Raw genomic sequence first — 23,583 nt, 5'->3', positions numbered from 1 at the left:
CAAGTTACAGTGAGAAATTGTATAAAAAATGTTACCTTTTGGCGATTGATTAAACAATATTGTCAGTACATAGCGCAAGGACTTTTAGATAATCTTACTCCAAACTAATTGTTAGAAATTGGTACAGGTATGCTGCTACACATACCTGAAGGTTTAGAATGTTAATAAACCAATATCAAGACCCTGCATTGAGGATGATACTAAACTGCCTTTCAAAAACTTCTTTCACAATTTGCTGAGGTTCGCGTGCGTCGGGTGATCCTACCGAATTTTTATACCGTTTGAAAATGAAAATTAAAGTCAGGATTAGCCCTCTCGCTACTTTATACCTAACTCGCAAATACCAAAGCTGGTTGTACCGGTTAAGTGAGTGATGATGAATTTAAAAAATCTGATTTCTCTTGGTTTGCGCATGCTAACTATTTGTTCAACAGGATTTGACCTGATGTTACCAAATTCACCAGCAGCTAGTTTTTCCCATTTCTTTCCATCCATACTTCCCTCAATTTGGTAACCATCAACAAAAGCGTTGCCAGTGGAATTAGGCAAAAAAGTAAAAGCCCTTACTGTTGCTGCTGTCCTCATATCAACGGTAATTTCCAGAGGAAGAATTGAATCAGCTTCGCTGAAGCTCAAATTCCATATCGACTTTGATTGCTCATCAATCATCAAACCAGGATCTGTTTGCGCTTTCTTAACAGATACCGATGCTGCCCATCCCAACTTTGAATGTCCAAAGTCGTGGTTAACTATATCGCTTTGTCTTCCTTTTTGGTCCACGGCAACAGCCCTGATGCTTCCACCGGATTTAAATTCGAATTTATTAAGATATCTTTTTGAATTTTTGTTTGGCGTATCGCCATTCAGGGTGTAATAAATGGCTTGCCCCTTATCGGCCAAGATGGTAGCAAATCCCTGCTTATCTCTTCTGATGGTAGGCGTTTTGGGTTGCAGAGGCTGATTATAAATTCCGAAATGACTTACTGCCACGCAAGCATCCGATTCAGTGATTCGCAAACGAATCTTGCTGGCCCAAATTTTTGAGTTTAGTCTAATCAAACGGTTAGCGCCAATGCTTGTGCCTTTAGCAATTTCCATCCAGTCGTTACCTTTAAGTATGTCAATACTAAATGACCTTATCCGTTGGCCAAGCTTAATATTCTCCCGAAGCTGAATTACATCAAACTGCTGTTGTTCTGCAAACTCTGCAGTAATAAACGGGGTAGTTATTTTATCGTCCGTTGCCCAATAAGTGTATCTGGAACTGTCTGTTAGAAAACGGGAACCATATAAAGCGGTCTGTCCATTCCTTATATTACTTGGATTAAGAATTGCCTTTTTAAGTAAATTATTTTTGAAAGTTTTCTTAATGTAAACCCCGAACTGCTCGAGCTCCTGCACATCGCGCAGGTCGAGCTGCCCCTGTGGATTAGGCGACAAACCCAAGTTGAGATTTGCACCTCTGCCTACGCTGTTGTAATACAACCTGACAAGTTCGGAGGCCGTCTTAACCCGATTATTTTCGCTGGCATGATAAAACCACCCTGGTCGCAAGGAAACATCGCATTCAGCAGGCATCCAGAATTTGCCATTCTGTGTTCCCTCAACCGCTTTCCAGTACTGACTAAAACCATTTGAGGCTATTGCGCCGGGCGTCGGTGCTTCCGGCGTGTATGTCGCCCAACAGGTTTCACCTGCAACACCCTCTTCGTTTCCTACCCAGCGTACATCAGGACCAACATCACCAAATATAGCAGCACCGGGTTGTAAAGCCCGCACAATACCCCAAGTCTCTGACCAGTTATAATAAGTCGACCTATCTATTTTTCTCTCACCTTTTTCGCCACCATAATATCCTGTCCCCCCGTTGGCCCCATCATGCCACGAAATAAATACCGGTCCGTAATTACCATTCAATTCTTTTAACTGCTTTTGGTAGATGTCCAGATATCCCGGTTTTCCATACAGTAAATTGTTCCTATCCCATGGAGAGCAATAAAGCCCAAGCTGAACATTTGATTTACTACAGGCCATTTGATAATCCCTTACCATATCTCCCTTTCCATTCTTCCATGGGCTTTGACTAATATTGTGTAAGGTAGTCTTTGTAGGCCATAGACAAAGACCATCATGATGTTTAGCAACTACCACCACCCCTTTAAAACCTCCAGTTTTTGCTGCATTTACAATCTGCATTGCATTAAAATCTGACGGGTTAATGAGCTTTGGAGATTCATCACCAAAACCCCATTCTTTATCGGTATAGGTATCTACCCCATAATGGATAATGCAATACATCTCTATTTCGTGCCAATTCAATTGAGCTTTTGTGGGAACCGGACCGTAAGGTATTGGCGCCTGAGCAAATAAACATGTAGCAGCGTATACTAATTGAATAAGTAACAGTATTTTTTTCATAAAATCTTCTTTCCTTTAACCTTGAATGCGAGCCAACGAATCATAAAACAATGCTTGGTTATTGTCGATAGTCCGCTTTATTTTAAAGCATTTGATAACAACCAATTAACTACCTCCGTTCATCCAATTTTCCTGAAATCAATTTTAAGAAATTAAACAATTGAACTTAAAACCTCTATTGGCAAAATGTTGTATGATATGAACATTAATTCTCAATTGAAAGGGAAATCTTTAAGTAGCGGAGTAGTAAACAACAACTTTATTTCTGGAAAATTTGTTCATTTACAGTCTCATGTAATGCTTGTCCGGAGATTGAATGTTGGGCAAGAATAAAAAGCAGTAAGAATTATCATTGAGTGGCAGTTTTATTCACTACATTTATTCGTCAAATTTTTCACCAAACAATTAATTTATTCTGGCATTTATGGATCCATCAACCGGCTTAATTATTCAGACCGCTTTGTCTGCTATTGCTCTTGGAGCATTTTTCTTTCTTATAATCAAACTCGTGCGCAAAAATTTGAAAAAATAACCTAAGTGACCGTGGCTCTCTTAACCATGCTACATCAGAACTGCTACTTGGATAAATAAACGATAATTAGTCGCTTATTAACTTTGTTTAAAATACTTAGGCTATAAAAAATACATCATCCCTTCTGAGCTTCATGATAACAACAATCACCTGTACAAACCGTAATAAGGTCTCGGGATGTCAGCTGCCTTACTCTTAAAATTGATGTAATATCCAGTTCCGAATTACATTCTAGCTTCCATGCCCATACATTTTCACAGTTTCAGTATTATTATCAGCTGCCTGCGGGCATTTATTGCTACTCACATATGTTCCATTGGCCTGCAATTGACTAATTTCCAAAGCTTGTAAGCTTAACGCTTAATATGTAGTGAACTTTTTATTTTTTTTCTAAAGTGTAAATATCTTTTATTTTTTTTTTATAAGTTTGTCTTAACCAATTAGAAACTAACAAACTACTTATCGCAGCTAAATTGCTGACCGAACCTCTACTTTGAGAGAATCTTCATGATATCCTGCTGTCCTATTGCGGGGTATTTAATAGATTCATCAAATAATTAACAAATAGACTAATCTGTTTAATCTATCAGTTAAAATGGGGCAGCGCGTAACTAATAAACTAACTAACATTTCATTAAAACCAAAAAACATTAAAATGAAGAAAATGTACTTTAAATGTTTGGCCATGCTATTGCTTTCCTTTTTTGCAATTGCGGTAAAAGCTCAAACCGTCATCACCGGATCGATAAAAGATTCATCCGGTCCTTTGCCAGGCGCCAATGTATTGGTGAAAGGGACTCAAAAAGGCACACAAGCCGATGCAAATGGTAAGTTTGCCATCAATGCCGCCTCCAGCGAAACCTTAGTTTTTTCTGCTGTAGGCTACGTTCGCCAGGAAATTGCAGTAGGTAACAGAAAGACTTTCGATATTGTTTTGAAAGAAGACACCAAATCTTTGGATGAGGTTACTGTTACAACCGGTTTTGGGGTAAAACAACAAACGAGAAAGCTTAGTTACTCAATTCAAGAAGTTAAAGGAGAAGATTTAGTCCGAGCAAATGAACAAAACATTGTAAACGCCTTACAGGGTAAAGTTGCCGGGGTGATGATAAATCAAGGCTCTGGCGGTCCACAGTCCTCTTCAAGAATTAGAATCAGGGGTAACTCTTCGTTAAGTCCAAATACACAACCTTTAGTCGTAATTGATGGGGTTTTGATACAGCCAGGCGTAAGTGGCGCGGATTCATATGGTAATAGTCCTCAGGATTTTGGAAATATCATGAAAAACCTGAATGCAGATGACTACGAAAGCATTACGGTATTAAAAGGTGCCGCAGCGAGTTCATTATATGGCTCACGTGCGCAGAATGGTGTTTTGTTAATTACTTCGAAAAAGGGCCGGAGTGGTCAGGGCTTAGGTATTTCGTTTTCACATACCCAAACCATTGAGGAAGCTTACAGAACAATGGATTTACAGAACGAATTTGGTGCGGGTATTAATCCTACATTTACAAAAGACGCGAGTGGTACACCTGTTGTGGATGCAGCTAACTATTTCTGGAGCTTTGGTCCCCGTTTTGACGGAAGCATGGTCAAAGACATCGACGGAAGAATGATCAGTTGGAATGCGCAACCAAACAACTTGCTTGACGCTTATAAACTTGGTAATTACAGCAATTCAAACCTGGCATTCCAGGGTGGTAGTGAAACAGGAACCTTCAGACTTTCATATTCCAAACTGTTCAGTACAGGTATTTTACCAAATAACAAATTTGATCGTGATGCACTTGATTTCAGGGGATCTCAAAAGATTGGAAAAGTATTTGAGATTAATGCCGGTGTAAACTATACAATCAGCAACAGTTTCAATCCAATCAATCAATCCAATAATAATAATCCGCTTTTTGCGCTTGTTTATGCTAATCCAAGAAGTTACGATACCAATTACTGGAAGGACAGGTATATAAATACTGGATTAGGAGGTGTATTAACTGGAAATGACGACGCTTACGGACTTTCGGGACTTTGGTTTGGCATCAACGAATCAAAGGTAAAACAACGTGAGGCCAACTTCAGAGGTAATATCGATGTAAAAGCCAATATTACACCTTGGTTAAATGCATTAGTTCGTGGTACCCTCAACCAAATCAACATCACCGGAGAGACCAAAAACATAGGAACCGGGGTAGGCTTTGCAGGTGGGGAATTTGCACTAAGTCAGTCTAATCAAAAAAGTAGCAGACTACAATTCTTACTAAACGGAAGTAAAAAATTGAGCGAAAGCTTTGATTTCAACATGAGTTTAGGTGCTGAAACAACCAAAGATTTCGGGAATAATTACACCAGAACAAGAACAGATGGTGGCTTAAAAGACCCTGGGAAATTTTTTATGGGTAATTCTGTAAATGCACCAGTAACCGATACCAGGTTGGATGGAAGCCAGAGAACAGACGCATTATATGCGTTTGGAGACTTAACTTACAACAATATGCTTACCCTGAATTTTAGTGTAAGAAATGACTGGTCATCCACGCTGACATATCCTGATGGTACGGGAGACTATGGCTATATATACCCTGCTGCTGGTATCTCGTATGTTTTCTCGGAATCACTTAAAAATAAACCCGCTTTTGATTTCCTTTCATATGGTAAATTGAGGGCCAATTTTGGTTATACTGGATTAGGTACCAGTCCGTTTCTGACTAGTGCCGGAAAATACCAGTTTCTAGGCACATACACGGATGAGACCGGAAGGCAATTACCAAGATATGGTTATCCTGAATATACCTTAGGAAATAGTGCTCTAAAAAATGAGTTAACAAAAGAATTGGAATTAGGAACAGAGTTGCGTTTCTTCAAGGACCGCCTGGGAATTGATTTCTCTTATTATAAAAAGAATACAAAAAATCAGATCTTATCGTTGGCCCTTCCTTCAGAATCGGGTGTAACCAGAAAACTGTTTAACGCTGGAAACATTCAAAATCAAGGTATAGAAATATTGCTTACCGGAACACCGATAAAAACGCGTAACCTGGAGTGGAACAGTACAATCAATTTTGCCAGAAACAGAAACAAGATTATAGAACTAGCTCCAGGTGTTGATTCTTATACCTTAGGCTATGCTTTCGGAGCAGATATGACATCTGTTGCGATTGCGGGAGAAGAGTATGGCAGTATTTACACAGGTTATGGTTATGCTACTTACCAGGCAACTGATGCTGCAGGAAATAATGTTGATAGCCCTAACAACGGAAAAAAATTATTGAAAGCCAATGGAAGCTATTTCAGAAGTGGTGACGCTGGTCAGGGTAATAAAATTTTGGGAACGATGATGGAGAAATTCAATGCCAGTTCCATTAACAACATCAGATATAAAAACTTTAATCTTGGTTTCCAGGTTGATGCTAAAATAGGCGGATTGATGGCTTCAGGTACTCATCAATACGGAACAAATTTCGGTGCATTCGAAAGCACTCTGTTTGGACGTTCAGCAGATTTAGGTGGTTTACCAAGAAAAGATGCCACCGGCAATGTGATAGCAAACGATGGTATAATTCCGGATGGAGTCTTCGCGAAAGGAACAATAATAAACAACGTTAATGTTGGTGGACTTACATTCCAGGAAGCCAATGCGAGGGGTATTATACAGCCTGTTAGTGCAAGAATTCACTATGCAAGGCTAACGCAATGGTCAACAGGCATTAGAGAATACTCGACATTTGAAAACAGTTGGGTTGCTTTAAGAGAGGTTTCTGTTGGCTACACGCTGCCAAAGAAAGTGACAGATAAAATTAACTTCAAACAGGTTAATGTAGGCATAACAGCGCGGAATTTGATGTACATTTATAATAGCTTGCCAGACCATTTAAATCCAGAGGGATTATTTAACAATAGTGCCGGTGCCTTTGCTGAATATGGAGGGATGCCTTATGTTCGGACTTTCGCACTTTCTTTAAGAGCAGCACTATAATTTTAACAGTTAAAGGAATTAAAAATGAAAATAAACACAAAACTTACCCTGATGCTAACCGCATTGATAGGGATATCTATAGCATCTTGCAAGAAGGAGAAGTTCGTAGAACTCAATACAGATCCATCGATCATAGACAAAATAACACCAGAACAGCAGTTTATGAATTCGGTAATTAACATGCAGGCAGACCGTTTTGAAGCCTATTATGATAATTTCCGAGCGATCATGCCATGGATGCAAATGTTAACTACACTGAATGGAAACAGTGTAACTTTCATTTCTGATGCAGCTAGTTTCAGAAACATCAGGTATAATAATTTCTTTCCAAAGGTTGGAGGCAACTTGACGGACATGGAAGAACTTATTAAAAAGTTACCAGCCGACGAACAGGCTAAAAGGGCTTTTCAAGTGGAAATTGCTCATATTGTGAAGGCTTATTATGCTTTTTATGTTTCAGATGTAAGTGGAAGTTTACCTTACACTGAAGCCTTCCGGGTAAGATATGGTGGTACGGAAACCCCTAAATACGATACACAAGAGGCACTATTTGAATTATTAGATTCTCAATTGAAATCAGCTGTTAGCATTTTGAGTAGCACACCGTCAGTTGCACAGACATCTTTGGGAACAAGTGATTTGTTTTACCAGGGCAATGTTGCGAACTGGATTAAAGTTGCTAACTCAACTCGTCTTCGAATTGCTATGAGGTTAATGAAACGCGATCCTGCTAAGATGAGGACGAAAGTTTTAGAAATTCTGGCTGCACCTGGGGGATTGATCAATGCTGCTACGGAAAGTTGGGTCTTCAGAGCGAATGCTACATATGCCGATGGCGGCGACTGGTCTGCAGCCAATTTGCGGGCACCAAAACCTGTTGTAGACTTTATGTATACAAACGGAGATCCGAGGATGAGGTATTTCTATCAGGAGAACACTTTTTCGCAGGCTAACTTTAACGCCGCAAAAACTCAGGGTAAAATCCCGGCTTCATCTGTTTATGATGCCAGAAGGTTTTATGGAGTTCCAACGAGCCCGGATGCCTCTGCCGCGCCTGGCTTTGCAAACTTCTTCAACAACATCACAATATCAGTTGTAAACGCTAACGGACAAACAGTTAACCAGGCGATGGATTCTTTATCAATGCTTCAGCCGCGCTTATTTGCAGCAGGAGAAAATGGCGGTAAGGGGATTAATGCATTTCCGCTCATAACTTACGCAGATGTTTGTTTTATGCGCTCTGAACTTGCTGCACGATCGGTAACAACTGAATCAGCGGAAGAATGGTACAACAAGGGTGTAACAGCTTCCATCTCCTTTTATGATGATTTGGCCAATAAAGCACAAATTATAGATAGAACGGGCGCGTTGAGCTATGTTGCATCAACTTCTGCAGAGGTAAACAGCTACATGGCCAAACCGGATATAAAATTTGATGCAACCAGGGCTTTGGATCAAATTATCGGCCAAGCTTATTTGAACTTCTTTAAGCAGCCAAATGAAGCATGGGCATTATATAAAAGAACCGGAATGCCTAACTCAACTACAGTGCTCAAACTTGAAAAAATTATAGCCAGTGGAACAGAGCAAGCTATTCCAAGAAGAGCAAGCTTAGCCTTCCCTTCTGTAACGAACTTGAATTATCAGAACATCGTTGCTGCCTACAAAATAATGCAGGCTGATCCAGATTTTGGGCAAGGTCCAAGTGATATCACCGGAAGAGTTTGGTGGGATAAAAAATAGAGATATACTACTTACATTAGCAGAACTCCTAATTTTATTAGGAGTTCTTTTTTATTATGAAAATTTACGTGAATATTTTTATAGGTTTATTATTCTATTTAACAAAAGTTCTGGGTCAAAGTCCAGCGCCTAAAAGCTTTTTATGGCAGCAGATTAAGGCATCTGCTATCGTCAATATCAAGAATGAAATGATGCTGTCCAAACAGGCAAATACGGCATTTATATTTATTTCTCCAGAGTGTCCGCTTAGCAGAAATTACGTTTTGGTATTGAACGAGCTAAGCCAGAAATATCCCAACGTTAACATCGTTGGAGTTGTACCGGGAAGAAGCTATAGCGATAAAGAAATTAAGGATTTTGCTCAAAGCAATAATGTTGGCTTCGAAATATATTCAGATAAAAAGAAATCACTAACGAAGCTTTTGAAGGCAAGTGTAACACCAGAAGCTGTTTTGATTGATGCTAAAGGTAAAATCAGGTATCGCGGCCTTATAGACAACTGGCCTGCTTCTTTGGGTGTAAAACGAAAGGTGATTACTTTTCATTATCTCGAAGACGCATTAAAGGACATTAACGTGGAGAATTTTAAATACATTGACACAAAACCTGTAGGTTGTCTAATCAACGATTTATAATATGCGCAAGGAAACGTTTTTAATATTTCTATTTACCTTACTTTTAAAATTAGGCTATGGGCAAAAAATCACTTATCACGAGCACGTTGCACCAATAATTCGAAATAAATGTTCGCCTTGTCATCGTCCGGGTGAAGCGGGACCATTTTCTTTACTAACTTATCAGGATGTAGCTAAGCGGGTTTCGTTTATAAGAGAAGTTGTGGAATCGGGCTATATGCCTCCCTGGAAACCAGACAACCATTATAGGCTGTTTGCCAACGACCGTTCGTTGACGAGCAAAGAAAAGACGACCATCTTAAACTGGATTGATAATAAAGCACCTGAGGGATCACCGAAAAAGAGTATTCAATCATCCCCTCAATTTGTATCTGGCACACAATATACCCGGAAACCGGATTTGACGCTGAGTATGAAAAATGCCTTTATGGTTAAAGGTGATAATGAGGAAAGGTTTATTGTATTCAAGATACCGTTCGAAATGGGCTCCTCAAGAAATGTTGAGGCTATGGAATTCATTTCTGATAACAAAAAAATCATACATCATGCTAATTTTGCCATACACCCTGTACCCGATAGCATTGACATTCAAACGGGTGCCGATTACGTGAACCTGACGGATGAATCCAGGACCAATTACGATCAATACTTACCTTTTAAAAAGACGATGACCTATTATGGTGGTTGGATCCCCGGGACGTCATTTGAATCTTATCCGGCTGATTTGGGCTGGATTATGCCTAAGCGAGGCGTGATTCTCCTAACCGTGCATTATGCGCCGATCGCAAAACCTGAAAACATCATTTCAGGGATTAATTTCTTTTTTAAGGAAACCCCCATCAAGCGTGTGGTCAACGTAGTTAGTTTAGGCTCTGGCGGAGTTGGTGAGCAATCTATAGACCCTTATTTTATGATCCAGGCTGATTCCATAAAAAAATTTAACCTGAAAATCTTAACGCCCCAGGACCAGTCACTGCTGTACATATGGCCTCACATGCATCTCCTGGGTAAGAGTTTTAAGGCCTATGCTGTTACTGCCGCCGGCGACACCATTAAACTGATATCTATTCCATCCTGGGACTTCAGATGGCAGGAGATTTATAAATTCAGGAATTTAGTAAAAGTACCAAAAGGCTCCATCTTAACAATTGAGGGAATTTATGACAATACAAAGAATAACCCAAATAATCCCAACAACCCGCCAAAAATGGTCTTTTCTGCAAACGACATGAAATCCACTGATGAAATGATGACCATGCTCCTGGTTTTTCTAACCTATAATGAAGGAGATGAGGTTAAGGTTTTTGATCCCTAGACAATTTTTTTACTAACTTTATCTAAATACCATTAAATGTCAGTTATTTTTGAAAAAGCTCAGCGGTTACGAAGCGATATAATCAAACATTTTTATTATAAAACAACCCTTTCACTTGCAGATTTAAGTTCGCTTACCCAAAAAAGCCTACCCGTGGTACGCACTGTTGTATCAAATTTAGTTTCGGAGGGATATATCCTGGAAAAAGGACTTGCTCCTTCCACGGGCGGACGAAGGCCATCTATATATGTATTAAATCCTAAACAACAGAAATATCTGGTTGCAGTTGCGATGGAACAGTTAACCACAAGGTTAACCATTTATAACTTATCAAGAAAGACAATGATCCCGGTTCAATACCTGGATTTGGAGCTTTCGAAATCTACGGAAGATGTAGAAATACTGATTAAGTTTATCAGAAAGAGTATTGACAAATCCAAGCTAAACAGATCAGATATTCTAGGTATTGGAATAGGCATGCCTGGTTTTGTGAATCCTGAACAGGGAATAAATTCGTCCTATCTTCCAGTTAAAGAAGGCACATCGCTTCAAGACTACCTCAGGAAAAACCTTAGGCTTCCAGTGATGATAGAAAATGATTCTAGTCTTATTGCGCTTGCAGAGCTGAATTTTGGAAAGGCTAGGGAACTAAGTGATGTTATGGTTGTAAATATTGGATCCGGAACGGGACTTGGAATCATAATAAATGGCAGTTTGTACCGGGGAAGCCGGGGATATGCAGGGGAATTTAGCCATGTGCCTTTATCGGACACCAATAACTTATGCTCATGTGGCAAAAGAGGATGCCTGGAAGTGGATACATCACTGAAAGTGATGGCCCGGAAAGCTGAAAAAGCAATCGAAGAAGGTGCCGAGTCGAGCATGAGCCAACTCTTCAAAGATAAAAGCACATCGCAAATTGATCACTTCCTGGAAGCAGTTGTGGCACAGGACCCACTAGCAATTTCTATTTTATCGCATGCAGCATTTCAATTAGGTAAAGGGCTATCGACGTTAATCCATATCTTAAATCCTGAATGCATTGTATTGAGTGGTAGAGGTGCCAAGGCTGGAAAGATGCTTTTGCCTTCGATACAACAGGCAATCAATGAATTCTGTATACCCCGGATATCAGATTCAACAAGTATTGAATTATCTACGCTAAGCTATGAAGCAGAACTGCTTGCTGCCGGTAGTTTGGTGATTGAAAATAGCTTATTTGAAACAAATAATATTAGCCAGCAGTAAATCACAACTTGGAATGAAATTTTTCCAGATTTTTTTCATTCCGATTCAATCAATACCCCATTTTATTGACGTCGCTATAGCTAATCATTGCTATTAAGAGTAAGTAATACCAAAAAATAAGGTTAATACTCAATTTACCACTTGGCATCTACTACCCACACGTTCTATTGTCCGGAAGCTATAACAAGAATAAAAGATCATCCGTTGCAGAATAAGCTCCTCAAGCCTATTAATAACACACAGTCATAACATATCCCCTTTTTTTCCAGAACTCAATACGCTCACGTTCTTAAACTGCTGAATTGATTTTATTGTTCCACTATATCATTAACATCAGGAAATTCACTTTCTAATCCTTTCAATTTAATAAACTTTCTTTACCGTTGGCCTGAAATTAATTTGTTCAAAGAATTACGTACACAGCGCCAAAAAAGAAGTGGCCGCCAATTTGGCGGCCACTTCAAAATATTAAATCGATATAACTTAAAAATTACTTGTCGTGTTTGTATCCCACCACAATCTTGAGGCGATATCGTCTTTACCGGAAGTTAAGAAAGTTGAGGCTTCTGCGACCGCGGCGGTATTTCCGGTACGCTCTCCCGGAACAAACACCAGCCGCTTGATCCACTGATCAGAAGTGATTACTCCCCAGTCCGGACTACTATCATTTTTCGCGACATGAGGAATTTTTGGATACCCGGTTCTTCTGAAGTCTACCCAGGCTTCTAACGTATTCGTGAAGGTAGATAAGTATTTTTGGGTGATAATTTTTTCCAATTTTAACTCATTTGAATCACCAGCATTCCAGGCGACCGTAATGGATGAAAGTGCCGTAAAACTATTTCTGGCATCTTTCGGATCTACATAATTAATTGGTTTACTTGTTGCATCTGCAAGATAGGCATCAACGCCAGCTGCTCCCCAATCGGCAAAAGACAGGCGAACGCCATTCTCATAGTTCGTTTTTGCATCACCCGCATTAGCCCAACCTCTTAAAGCAGCCTCCGCTTTTAAAAAGGCGATTTCTGCTGCCGTAAAACCTCTTCTATTTTGCACCGATTTGAAATCGCTACTCACCGTTGAGAAAGAAATCCTATCATCTTTGGCATTTATAAATGCGCCGCTTCGTATGCCCTTATATTTGTAAGCAGGATGGTCAGTAACTAAGGTTGCATCACTCACTTCGTTAAAGTATTTCGAAATACGTCCGTCTTTTAAGCCAACCATAAACGACTCCATAGTTGCACCCATTCGAGTGTCTCCCCAGTCAAAGCTAATCATCGAAACTGGCATCACGTTACCGTTTAAAGGAATCAAGAAATTTTCGGCATTGGTGCTAATCAAGCCCGCAGGATCCGCCAGCGCTTTTTCACCTTGTGTTTTTGCAACAGCCGGGCTTACTTTTACCAAACGCATCGCTAAACGAAGACGTACCGAGTTAATTAGTTTTAGCCAGGCCGCCATATTGCCCTTATAGCTTGGATCAAACCTCGTAAATCCGGTGTAGGTTGGATTGGTTTTGAAGTTTGCTTCAATCTGGTCCAATTGAGTGAACATGCTGTTGTAAAGATCTGATTCTTTGTCATACTTGATAGAGCCCAAACCGGCTGTGCCATAATTAGAGTAAATAACCGGTCCGTGCAGAGCTGTTAATTTCGATATGGCCAGAATTCTAACAAATTTCGCCCAATCAGCAAATAATGGTAAGTTTTTCTCCTGTGCAAGCTGAATTACTTGTTTTGAAGGAGACATCACACTGCTATATACACGATTCCAATAGGCGTCAATCCAACGCAAATAGTATGTTGTATTATTTACACCGCCTACATAAGGTGTCGGAGCCCCCATATAACCCATCCAATTATCATAGCATAAATCTTCTTCAATCTGATGACCCATTAAATTAAATAACATCACTGAGAAGGAAGAACCTACCAGATTGAAATCCTGTTCTAATAGTTTATCTGTAATCTGGTTTGGATTGGTATTTATCTCTTCAAAATTTTTGGTGCAGGAATTGAATAAAATCAAGGCAAGCACCACTAAACATATTTTTTTCATTACTTCAAATATTAAAAGTTCAACTTAAGGTTAAAACCGTACGAACGGGTTGCAGGAACTGCAAAAACATCATTTGCTTGATTACTATTGCTTGTACTCATGGCCTGCTCTGGGTCAAATGGTGCCTTTTTATAGAAAAAGAATAGGTTACGGCCCACTAACGAAACGGATGCAGATTTAATAGCAGAGCCTTTGATAGGAATATTGTAAGCCAGTGAAACCTGCGCTAAACGAATATTAGTTCTGGAAAACACATAAGGTTCCATAATTCCATTCCTGTCACCAATAACGCTATAGTACACTTCAGGATCAATTGATGTCACTGGTGTATTACCACGAATCGCATTTATCGGCATAGTTGCTCCCGCATCACGTAGGTCTCCTGTTCTCTTGCTTACTCCATAAGCATCCAGAAAGGCCTCCGTTTTAGAAAAGGCAACACCGCCGAACTTCGCTGTCACCAAAGCGCTCAGACTGAAATCCTTGTAGGTAAATGTGTTATTCCATCCGGTAATGAAATTTGGATTTAAATTCCCTACATATTCCTGATTAGCTGTTCTGGTGGGCTTACCATCATTATCTAATATGATTTGTCCGGCTGCGTTACGTGCAAGCTTATAAATATATAAATCGTTAAAAGATCCCCCTGATTTAATAATTGAATTAAATCCTTCATCATTGCTACCTACCTGATATTCAGGATTTTCAGCAATCAATTGTACAATTTTATTTCTATTCTGAGACAGATTGAGTGTAGAATTCCACCTGAAATTCTCATTTTTTATAGGGTCTCCGCCAAATGTTAACTCGAAACCTTGATTGGTTACTTTACCTGCATTAATATAATAAAAGGTATAACCTGAACCTGAAGGAGCGGTTAAAGATAGGAACTGGTTTGTACTTGTATTTTTATAATATGTGAAATCGAGATTAAGCCTATCGTTCAGGAATCGGGCTTCCAAACCAATCTCATTACTTATTACTTTCTCAGGAACGAGTGTAGAAAATGGTGTCTGGGTATTCCTGTTAATACCTCCAATGCCGTCCGGACCACCCGCACCGCCTATAGTATTACCAGGGTTTACGATATTGTATGGCACTTCGTTACCTACTTTTGATGTTGATGCTCTTAACTTTAAGAAACTAATTGCTTCGGGCATTTTGATCATCTGGCTAACAATTGCTGATAAACCCGCTGAATAATAAAAATAAGAATCATTACCCGTCGTCGCTAATGTAGAAGCATAGTCGTTACGGCCAGCCAAGTCCAAATAAAGCATATCTTTAAATCCAAGAGAAGCATTGGCAAACAAACCTTGTTTTTGAACCCTGCTGTAAGTCTGATTGATGACCAGATTGTATGGGAGATTTGCATAACTAAAAAAATTAGGATATTGCAGTGGAATCGTTCCATTGCCAAAAGATAGGCCATCATTGAAGGTATAATCTTGAATACTAGCGCCTAAAACACTGTTCAAACTGAATTTACCAAAGCTATTATCATAACTCAATATTGCATCACCATAAAGGGCTTTGTCATTATACTTCGTGTGATTCCAGCTTCCGTTAGTACTTACGCTTACGGAGTTACCGCCTGCAGCGTAACGATAATCCAATAGCCTGTCATTGTAATCAATATTCCCACGAACATCAAACTTGAAGTGCGGTAGAAAAGCATAAGAAGCTTTTGCCGTCGCAATTACACGGTTACTTGTGGTAAGTTTCGGGTCATTATATAATTCCCAATATGGATTATTCTGTTTTTCCTCTGTAGAATACCAGTTTTGTCTGAATAAATTCCTGGTAGCATCGAATATCTGATAATTTGTTTTGTAATTTTCGAAATCCCTCTCGCGAGCAAATAAATATAAACCGGTTAATGGGTTATTATAATAACCTGCACCAGGACGATTTTTCGATTTTTCATGGGAGAATCTTACATTTCCACTAAGAATCAATTTATCATCAAATAATTTTGTTTCCTGGCTTAAAGTTACGTTGTGTTTGTTATATGTACTTGTGGGTACAACACCAGTGGCATAATTATTTCCATATGAAAAGTAATTTGTTGTACGCTCATTACCACCGGAAACGGATACTGTATTAATTGTATTTACACCTGTCTGGAAAAAATCATCGATATAATTCGTCTGGTAATTACCCTTTGTTTTCGACCAGCTTCTGTCATTACCACCCACCGCTCCGTAATTAAACTGGAATTCTGGGAGTGTAGCTACACTACTGAGGTTGGTCGTAGAACTTAATGCAATGGCAATTTTTCCGGCTTGTCCTTTTTTGGTATTTATTAAGATCACACCATTAGCGCCTTGGCTACCATATAAAATGGAACCATTTGCGCCTCTTAAAACTGTTACAGATTCAAAATCGTCCTGGTTAAGTGCTGATAAACCATCACCTCCATCTGTTCCACCGTAAGAGCCGGGCTGGCCACCTTTGTTGTTTACTACAGGAACACCATCAATTACAAAAAGAGCTTCACTACTGCCCGCTATTGACTTGGAACCTCTTAAAACTGTTTTTGTTGAGCCGCCAACTCCTGAATTGCTTATACCCACATCAACACCAGCGGCTTTACCGCTTAGCGCTTCCATAAAGTTCGGAGCACCAGCCTTAGTAAGCTCCACGGCACTAAGTTGTTGCGTAGCGTAAGTTAATGCCTTTTTTTCCCTTTTAACACCTAAAGCTGTCACTACAACCTCGAATAAGTTCGCACTACCAGAAGGCATTAATTTTATTGTAACATTAGTTAAGTCTCGGACATTAACCTCCTGTGCTTCCATACCAATGTAAGAAACCACTAGTGTGGTGACATTATCTGGAACATTTAATGAAAACTTACCATCTTTATCGGTTACTGTTTTGGCAATGCTACCTTTGGCCACTACGGTAGCTCCAGGAAGCGGTGTACCTGTTTCATCTGTTACAACACCTGTTATGGGTTTAAATAAACGTTGATGTTCCATTATCCCGGTATTTTCGGTTTTAATGGCTGTGGCGGTTATTTTCTTTTTTCCACCGTCTATAGCTTTTGCCGTATTCTGCAAGCTTAGGATCGAGATACTCAACAACGCTATTTTGAGAGCGCTACTGGTAGTGCCGAGTTTTTTTCTCTGCAGGGCACTAAAATAGGAAGAAATGTTTTCCATTTTAATAAGTTTGGTTTAGTTGTTAATGTTAGTTTGGTTATATGGTTTTCGGGTTAATAATTTAATAGCCACCGGTTAAAATTTACTAAAACGTTTTATGAATCGCAAATCAATCTGTTCATAGATGATGCATATCCTTCGCTGATTTTGGTTCAAGATTTTATATTGGTCCAGCTATTAAGTGTTTGGTCGCCCTAATCTAGTAAAAAAAATGATACAATGTAATTATTTTAATATTTTACTACGACAATACTTCATATCTTAATTTCAATGCGGTAACCACCGAACTTAAATGCGATTAGCTACCGAAAAAATGGATTGGTTTTGAAAAAAATAACCTGAATAGAACACTAATTTTCAATATGATTTAAAATTATGCCGGGTGATTTTACTTTTCTTAACTGCAATTCTTTATACGCCTTTATTACTTGTACCTAATTTAGAGGATATGGGACTACTATAATTGTCTGATATTAGCAAAACATTAAACATTTTTGGCAGATTAAAAACATAGATTGATGGTGTTAGGCCCACGTGTGTATTCATAACAAATTTTACATTGCTTTATTAAACCTAAATCTATTTAAAAGACCCTTTGTCGACTCACCGCAAGCAATGGTTACCAGTTAAATAGTCCTGTTTTCTTTATGGTGTTGCGGGAACACCCTATCCGCTTAGAGCTTTTTCCTGAATCCTTATATAGACCACAGCTCTTGATTTCTGTATAAAGCTTAGACTATGCCTGCTAAATTCAAAAAATTTATAAGTCCAGACGATTTATCCGCATGGTACCATTTAACAACCCACTTAAGCATCCGCATTGTCACTCCAAAACTCAGCACAGTTCCAAGTCGTATGAACATAACTGTGTTGAGCATATTATTGGCAATTTGATTTCGAAAGTTTTAATTGTTAATTAACTCTTGTGAATTACAGGTGTCGTAATTTAACCTGATTGGCAAAATAGTATACTATATAAGCAATATCAATAAGAATAAATTTCTCTGTTCATGTCCACAAGCAAATGAAAGGGCATTTATATGTTATTAATAATCAATACTTAAAGATGTGAAGAACCATTGAAATTGCAGGAAAAAGGCGGTTAACTTTAAACAATAAGCTTCGATTTAATCGTGCAGATGATATATACCATTTCAAAAATTGAGGGCAAATTGAGTTTAATTTATATATTAGGCTGCCTCTAATTTATATGCAGCAGATAAGACCTCTTTCAAAAAAAGACACCTAGAATGCTATCAAACACGCTTTTTGGAATTTTGAAGACGTGCGACATAATGCAGTTAAATGATATACAAAACACAAAATGGCTTATGTGAACATTTCGATATATGATCAAAGCTGATGGATCTTCGGGTATTGATGAATTGAATTTATTTGATGTGTTATTCGACGTCTCAAATAAAAAAACTTAGATACTATATGGTTTATCAGCGATTATCGAAACAACTGGTTTCTGCACAATACAGATGCTCATATCAAAAATGAGTCACACAATTGAGAATGGCATTTTAACCAAAACTGACAATCAGCAACAAATCGCCAGCGCCAGTCTGTTCACAATAAAGCAATGATTAACTAAAATTAAATGAAGTAGATGAAAAAAAAAGTATCGATCAAAGATATCGCCCAACTGAGTGGCACGTCAATTACAACAGTCTCCTTTGTTTTAAATGGAAAAACTAAAGAAAAACACATTAGTACGAAATTATCAGAAAAAATATTGGATATCGTTAAAGAGCTTGATTACCATCCAAATTCCTTTGCGAGAAGTTTAAGAACTGGTAAGTCAAAAACAATTGGTTTTCTGGTGGATGATATATCCACACCCTTCTTCTCCGCAATTGCTCGGGTAATTGATCTAAAGGCAGCTGACTATGGTTATAAAATTATTTTCAGCAGCACAGGAAATCATAATAAAAGGATTCGAGAAATATTAAACATGTATAAAGAACGCAATGTTGACGGCTATATCATTGCTGTTGCTGAGGGCATTGAAGAAGAAATTGGCGAACTGATAAACCTTCATATTCCAGTTGTGTTATTTGATAGATATTTACCAGAACTAAAAGTAGATTATGTATTGACGGATAACTATGATGCAACATCAAATGCCACCGAACACTTAATTAACCAGGGTTACAAAAAAATCGCATTCATAACGGTTAATACCACCCAATTCCAAATGCACGACCGTCTTAATGGTTACACAAATGCTTTACGGAGGGCTAAGTATGAGCATTTTGTTTTAAAAATTGATTACCTCGACTCGAACCATTCCACAGAGATGATTAGAGAATTTTTGGCACATCATGAAGAGGTCGATGCTGTTATTTTTGCCACGAATTACTTAACGATGGACGGGTTAAAGCTAGCAAGAAAAAACAACCTGGAATTGCTCACATCTAAAGCAGTTATCTCTTTTGATGATTTTGAGTTACTTGAATTTATTAAACCTTCGATTACTGCAATTGAACAATCAATTGAGGAGATTGGAACCAAAATTATTCAAGAACTACTAAAAAAACTGGAAAACGGCACTACCGCGCAGTCAAATACAGTGTTTAACATTAAAGCCAAATTAAATATCAGGCAATCTACCGCCGGAGGTGCTAAAAATTAGGTTGGGAGAATACGTCCGGGAATTGTCGCACTTGCCAGGTTAGTTGACTTCATTAAACTGAAGACTAACAGCCATTTATACTATAATAAAGAAGAGGCCTGCTCAGGAACCTTATATACGGGACTATTTCCATTAAAACCCTGATAGTCGACTTTTTATCTATAGGTGTAACTGGTAAATCTGTGATGACAATTCACCCATGATATCTTCACCTATAATGGAAGCTCAAATAGAAATGTCGATCCTGCTCCCTCCACACTTTCAACCCTTATTTGTCCTTTGTGAAGCTCAACAATTTCCTTGCATAGGTAAAGCCCGATCCCAAAACCCGCAATCGATCCCAGGCTAGGGTTTTTTATCCGGTAATAGCGTTCAAAAATTTGCTCCTGGTCCTGCTTTTCAATACCAATCCCATTGTCCTTTACCATGATCCCTATTTTTCCTTCTTCGAGTTTCAAATAAGAGACAATTATAGCGCTGCCCATTGGCGAGTATTTAACTGCGTTGCCAATTAGGTTATGAATGACTTGAGATATCTTCTCCCTGTCGGCATAGAGCTCAATGGTTTCTGGTTGCTCGAAAACAACTTCATGCGTATGCACCGTTGAAAGGACTTCATCCTCAAGTTCAGAAAACAGTGCCTTAAGATCAAAATTGGTTTGTGTTAACAGCATCTTACCGGAATCCAGGCGGGAGATATTTAGAAAACCATTAATCATGGAAGTCATATTGCGTACCTGCTTAACAGATTTTTCAAGTGTGTTCTGTAGCTTCTGATCTCCGGAAAGTATGGCGTTTCTCTGCATAACCTGTAGATATGCATTGAGAGAGGTAAGTGGCGTCTTGAGCTCATGGCTAACCATGGCCATAAAGTCATCTTTTCTTTGCTCATCCTTTTTTTGCTCAGTGATGTCCCTTAACGTTCCGTTTAAACTTGTCGCAGTTCCCTCCATGTCATAAAAAACCTTACCACGGGCTTGTACAAGTCTTCCGTTTGGATCCCCGGGATGATGGATGCGGTACTCAATGAAATAATTTCCGTCTGACGAATTGCTCAATGACTGCGTGATGGCCTCCTCTACCCTAGCCCTGTCCCGCTCAAGAATACTGGAGAATGCAATATTTAAATCGATTTCATGGTCATCGGAAAGTCCAAACCATGATTTAAGCAATGCATTGCCGGAGAAAAGGTTTGTCTTAGGCTCATAAAAAAATGTTGCAAGCTCCCCTGCCTCTACGGCCATCAAAAGCATATGCTGATCTTTCTCATTTGAGCGCCTTTCAAGTACCTGTCTGGTAATCTCTTCCAGGATAATCAATACACCGCTGACTGATCCCGTAGAAGAGAAAACAGGTTGATAAACCGAATTGACGATGGCTTCCCGCAAGCCGTTCTTGTCCAATAGCTTAACGGAAAACTCATTATTCGTTCGCCGCTTCCCTGTTCTAAAAACCTCGTTAAGCCATTTGTTTACGGGTTGTCCAATAAGTTCAGGACGGGCATATTCATGTGGAAGTCCTTCGACCTCTGAAAGTGTACGTCCCCAAATCTTTAAAATCGCAGGATTGGCAATCTCAATGATATGTTCTGGGCCCTGTAGCATAGCAATCCCCACCGGCGCCTGCTCGATGATTGTCCTGATGTACTCACGGCTTTCCTCAAGAAGCTTCAGCGAGCTGTTCAGGTCTTCGTTGGTAGAACTCAGCTCTTCCATTGTTGCGGCCATCTCCTCGAGTAGAGATTGTTCTTTTTCTTCCTTTCGCTGGATCCGAGCCAGATATTCACGTCGCGAGCTAACCTTGCGTGCGGTATTCAGGATACACCATGTTTTGCCTTCCTTGTTCAGGAGTGCCTTATATTCATAATCATAATAATCAGTTATCATGACCCCGTTTTTATTTACATGGACCGGCGCATCGCTTACAGAATAAGTCTGGCCAGATCGCCATACCTCCTGGAGGAGGCCCAGGAACGGCTGTCCTTCCAATTCAGGAAGGGCCTGCATCAGCGACATCCCGATTACGGTGGGGTTCTTGCCCCAAACCTCCAGCATTCCTTGGTTTGCAAAACGAATGATCATATTTTCATTCGTGTATATGGCAGTTGCCTCCGGCGAGCATTTAAGTGCCTGGATAATCAGCTCTCCACTAAAATCCTCCCGGTATGATTGTTCTTCGATATTCATGGAAACACCAAAGATATAAAAATTGCCTTTATCAGAAAGACTCGCTGATGTTGTAAAATATACACTTTGTGATTCAATTTTCCATTCCGATAGACGATTTAAGGAATTTGTTGGAGCATTTGCTCTCAGCTTTCGTTTTGACGAATCCAAGGGCGTAATCAGGCGCTATCAGCAGTCCATTTATTATTTCTTTAGTAAAATTCTGGTACTCAATAATCTCTTGATCCGACATAAGGGTAATGCTACTTGCCAGGTGAAAACAGTTTGTAAGTGGTACTCGCTAAATATTGTATGTACCACTAATTGCACCACCAAAAATAAAAAAAGCCCTTAGAAATATTCTGTTTAGCTCAGCGCTAAACAAATAATTATACATACCCGTATTTTGAATTCCAGGTATGTATAATAATAGAAATTTATATCGTACTTAATGCTTCTGTACCAAAATTCTATAGAAAAGGACGAATCGCTTCATCAGCCGTTTCAAGATATTGAGCACGCTTGCTTTCATCAGCTTCTTTTAATGCGGCTGCTAAAGTTTCCTTATCCAGATCCCGACAATAGGCGGGAGTACCCGGTTGCTGTCTCCAGGATTCTGAAAGCAATCCACCATCAATAGCATCAAAACCCATTTCGTTTATAAGCGCTTGAACGGCCTGTTTATGTTCTTCTTGATCGCCTGCAACAGATATAGCGATACGCTCAGGATTTCCTTCAGGTTTTGATTTTGAATCCAAACTTGTAGAAAAAATATTGTTGAAAGCTTTAATAACAGGGTGGCCTATTACTTTTGCCGCCCATTCACTATCCGTTAATCCATCTTTAACATTCTCTCCATCGCGGCATGGATAGTAGTTACCGGTATCTATAATGATTGCCTGTGAGGCAGACAAGATAGCAACCGGAAGTTTTTCCATCGCCGTAGGAGGCACAGCCACAATGATGATGTCTTTCGCGCCTGCCGCCTCTGCAGTTGTAACTGGCATCGCACCAGTTTTATCGGCGAGCTCTCCCAAAGATTCCGGTCCGCGCGAGTTCGCGATTTTCACCTTATGCCCTAAGGCGGTTAAATGTCCGGCTAATGTACTTCCAACCATGCCGGATCCGATTATTCCTATTTCCATTTCAATATATATTAGTTTAAATGTTAGTTGTTCTTACTGTGTTCTCAATGCTAAGGATAAACCATTGCCACTTTATCTGCCGCAACTCAATAAGTGGTTCCCGAATCTATTCGAAGTAGCTACATCAAATTTCCCGCTGATCCTGATCGCATCAGGCTTACGACTTCTTCGTGAGCAGGTGGTCGTTCAAACTTCATTAATTTGTCTATAATATAATCCCTTCTGGCGGGAGCTTTTCCTTTTTCAGCTTTGGGAAGTGCCAGTTCGAGTTCTGCTGCATTTAGTTCCGTACAAAAAGCTGGAGTTCCCGGTTCCTGCCTCCACGATAAGGCCAGACTTCCGCCATCTACAGTATCAAAGCCCATTTGATCAACCAGTTCAGCCGCTATTTTCTTATGTTCATCATTATCGCCGGCTATAGATACAGCTATCCTCCCTTTTTCCCCGGCAGCTTTACCGTTATGCTTGAGCGTGTATCCCAGTAACATATTAAAAACTTTCACAACCGGCCTTCCCAATAACTCGGAAATATATTCACTTTCC

The 23,583-nt window shown here is 39.4% G+C and carries 12 protein-coding genes; 6 read left to right on the top strand and 6 right to left on the bottom strand.

Annotation, left to right across the window (positions count from 1 at the left end):
- Positions 1–318 precede the first annotated feature (318 nt).
- Positions 319–2,418, bottom strand: coding sequence for an alpha-L-fucosidase (locus ASF92_RS19015; RefSeq protein ID WP_082489635.1), 2,100 nt, complete (start codon positions 2,416–2,418; stop codon positions 319–321).
- 1,187 nt (positions 2,419–3,605) lie between these two features.
- Between ASF92_RS19015 and ASF92_RS19010 the strand changes: the two genes are divergently transcribed.
- The 5 genes from ASF92_RS19010 to ASF92_RS18990 are packed head-to-tail and all read left to right on the top strand — an operon-like array spanning position 3,606 to position 11,861.
- Positions 3,606–6,920, top strand: a complete 3,315-nt coding sequence (locus tag ASF92_RS19010) for a SusC/RagA family TonB-linked outer membrane protein (protein ID WP_197413335.1) — start codon at positions 3,606–3,608, stop codon at positions 6,918–6,920.
- A 24-nt stretch (positions 6,921–6,944) separates the two neighbouring features.
- The gene (locus ASF92_RS19005) at positions 6,945–8,663 is read left to right on the top strand and encodes a SusD/RagB family nutrient-binding outer membrane lipoprotein (protein ID WP_056097181.1); all 1,719 of its coding nucleotides are present in this window, start codon (positions 6,945–6,947) and stop codon (positions 8,661–8,663) included.
- Between the two features lie 56 nt (positions 8,664–8,719).
- The gene (locus ASF92_RS19000; protein WP_056097179.1) at positions 8,720–9,298 is read left to right on the top strand and encodes a redoxin domain-containing protein; all 579 of its coding nucleotides are present in this window, start codon (positions 8,720–8,722) and stop codon (positions 9,296–9,298) included.
- Position 9,299: 1 nt separating this feature from the next.
- Positions 9,300–10,613, top strand: coding sequence for a calcium-binding protein (locus tag ASF92_RS18995; RefSeq protein ID WP_056097177.1), 1,314 nt, complete (start codon positions 9,300–9,302; stop codon positions 10,611–10,613).
- Positions 10,614–10,649: 36 nt separating this feature from the next.
- Positions 10,650–11,861, top strand: a complete 1,212-nt coding sequence (locus tag ASF92_RS18990; protein ID WP_056097175.1) for an ROK family protein — start codon at positions 10,650–10,652, stop codon at positions 11,859–11,861.
- 483 nt (positions 11,862–12,344) lie between these two features.
- Here ASF92_RS18990 and ASF92_RS18985 read toward each other — a convergent pair whose 3' ends face one another.
- The gene (locus ASF92_RS18985) at positions 12,345–13,922 is read right to left on the bottom strand and encodes a SusD/RagB family nutrient-binding outer membrane lipoprotein (RefSeq protein ID WP_056097173.1); all 1,578 of its coding nucleotides are present in this window, start codon (positions 13,920–13,922) and stop codon (positions 12,345–12,347) included.
- Between the two features lie 11 nt (positions 13,923–13,933).
- Positions 13,934–17,089, bottom strand: a complete 3,156-nt coding sequence (locus ASF92_RS18980; RefSeq protein WP_056097171.1) for a SusC/RagA family TonB-linked outer membrane protein — start codon at positions 17,087–17,089, stop codon at positions 13,934–13,936.
- Positions 17,090–18,704: 1,615 nt separating this feature from the next.
- Here ASF92_RS18980 and ASF92_RS18975 point away from each other — a divergent pair.
- A complete protein-coding gene (locus ASF92_RS18975; RefSeq protein ID WP_056097170.1) occupies positions 18,705–19,730 on the top strand; it encodes a LacI family DNA-binding transcriptional regulator in 1,026 nt (341 codons plus the stop codon).
- Between the two features lie 212 nt (positions 19,731–19,942).
- Here ASF92_RS18975 and ASF92_RS18970 read toward each other — a convergent pair whose 3' ends face one another.
- From ASF92_RS18970 to ASF92_RS21300, 3 genes are all read right to left on the bottom strand, one after another.
- Positions 19,943–21,916 carry an ATP-binding protein gene (locus ASF92_RS18970; protein WP_056097168.1) on the bottom strand — a complete coding sequence of 658 codons (1,974 nt, stop codon included), beginning with the start codon at positions 21,914–21,916 and terminating at the stop codon, positions 19,943–19,945.
- Positions 21,917–22,365: 449 nt separating this feature from the next.
- Entirely contained in the window at positions 22,366–23,040 is a 675-nt protein-coding gene (locus tag ASF92_RS18965) for an NADPH-dependent F420 reductase (RefSeq protein ID WP_056097166.1), read from the bottom strand.
- 119 nt (positions 23,041–23,159) lie between these two features.
- Positions 23,160–23,583, bottom strand: a 424-nt coding sequence (locus ASF92_RS21300; RefSeq protein ID WP_369817119.1) for an NADPH-dependent F420 reductase, incomplete at its 5' end; no start/stop codon positions are given.

Origin of the sequence: Pedobacter sp. Leaf176 (genome assembly GCF_001424305.1) — a bacterium.
Taxonomy (GTDB): domain Bacteria; phylum Bacteroidota; class Bacteroidia; order Sphingobacteriales; family Sphingobacteriaceae; genus Pedobacter.
The sequence above is the reverse complement of the archived record's forward strand: the minus strand, read 5'-3'. Positions and strand labels throughout refer to the sequence as shown.

Coding starts and splice junctions, on each gene's coding strand:
- ASF92_RS19005 (WP_056097181.1), top strand. CDS start 6,945: ATGAAAATAAACACAAAACTTACCCTGATGCTAACCGCATTGATAGGG.
- ASF92_RS18970 (WP_056097168.1), bottom strand. CDS start 21,916: ATGAATATCGAAGAACAATCATACCGGGAGGATTTTAGTGGAGAGCTG.
- ASF92_RS18965 (WP_056097166.1), bottom strand. CDS start 23,040: ATGGAAATAGGAATAATCGGATCCGGCATGGTTGGAAGTACATTAGCC.
- ASF92_RS19010 (WP_197413335.1), top strand. CDS start 3,606: ATGAAGAAAATGTACTTTAAATGTTTGGCCATGCTATTGCTTTCCTTT.
- ASF92_RS18985 (WP_056097173.1), bottom strand. CDS start 13,922: ATGAAAAAAATATGTTTAGTGGTGCTTGCCTTGATTTTATTCAATTCC.
- ASF92_RS18995 (WP_056097177.1), top strand. CDS start 9,300: ATGCGCAAGGAAACGTTTTTAATATTTCTATTTACCTTACTTTTAAAA.
- ASF92_RS19000 (WP_056097179.1), top strand. CDS start 8,720: ATGAAAATTTACGTGAATATTTTTATAGGTTTATTATTCTATTTAACA.
- ASF92_RS18980 (WP_056097171.1), bottom strand. CDS start 17,089: ATGGAAAACATTTCTTCCTATTTTAGTGCCCTGCAGAGAAAAAAACTC.
- ASF92_RS18975 (WP_056097170.1), top strand. CDS start 18,705: ATGAAAAAAAAAGTATCGATCAAAGATATCGCCCAACTGAGTGGCACG.
- ASF92_RS19015 (WP_082489635.1), bottom strand. CDS start 2,418: ATGAAAAAAATACTGTTACTTATTCAATTAGTATACGCTGCTACATGT.
- ASF92_RS18990 (WP_056097175.1), top strand. CDS start 10,650: ATGTCAGTTATTTTTGAAAAAGCTCAGCGGTTACGAAGCGATATAATC.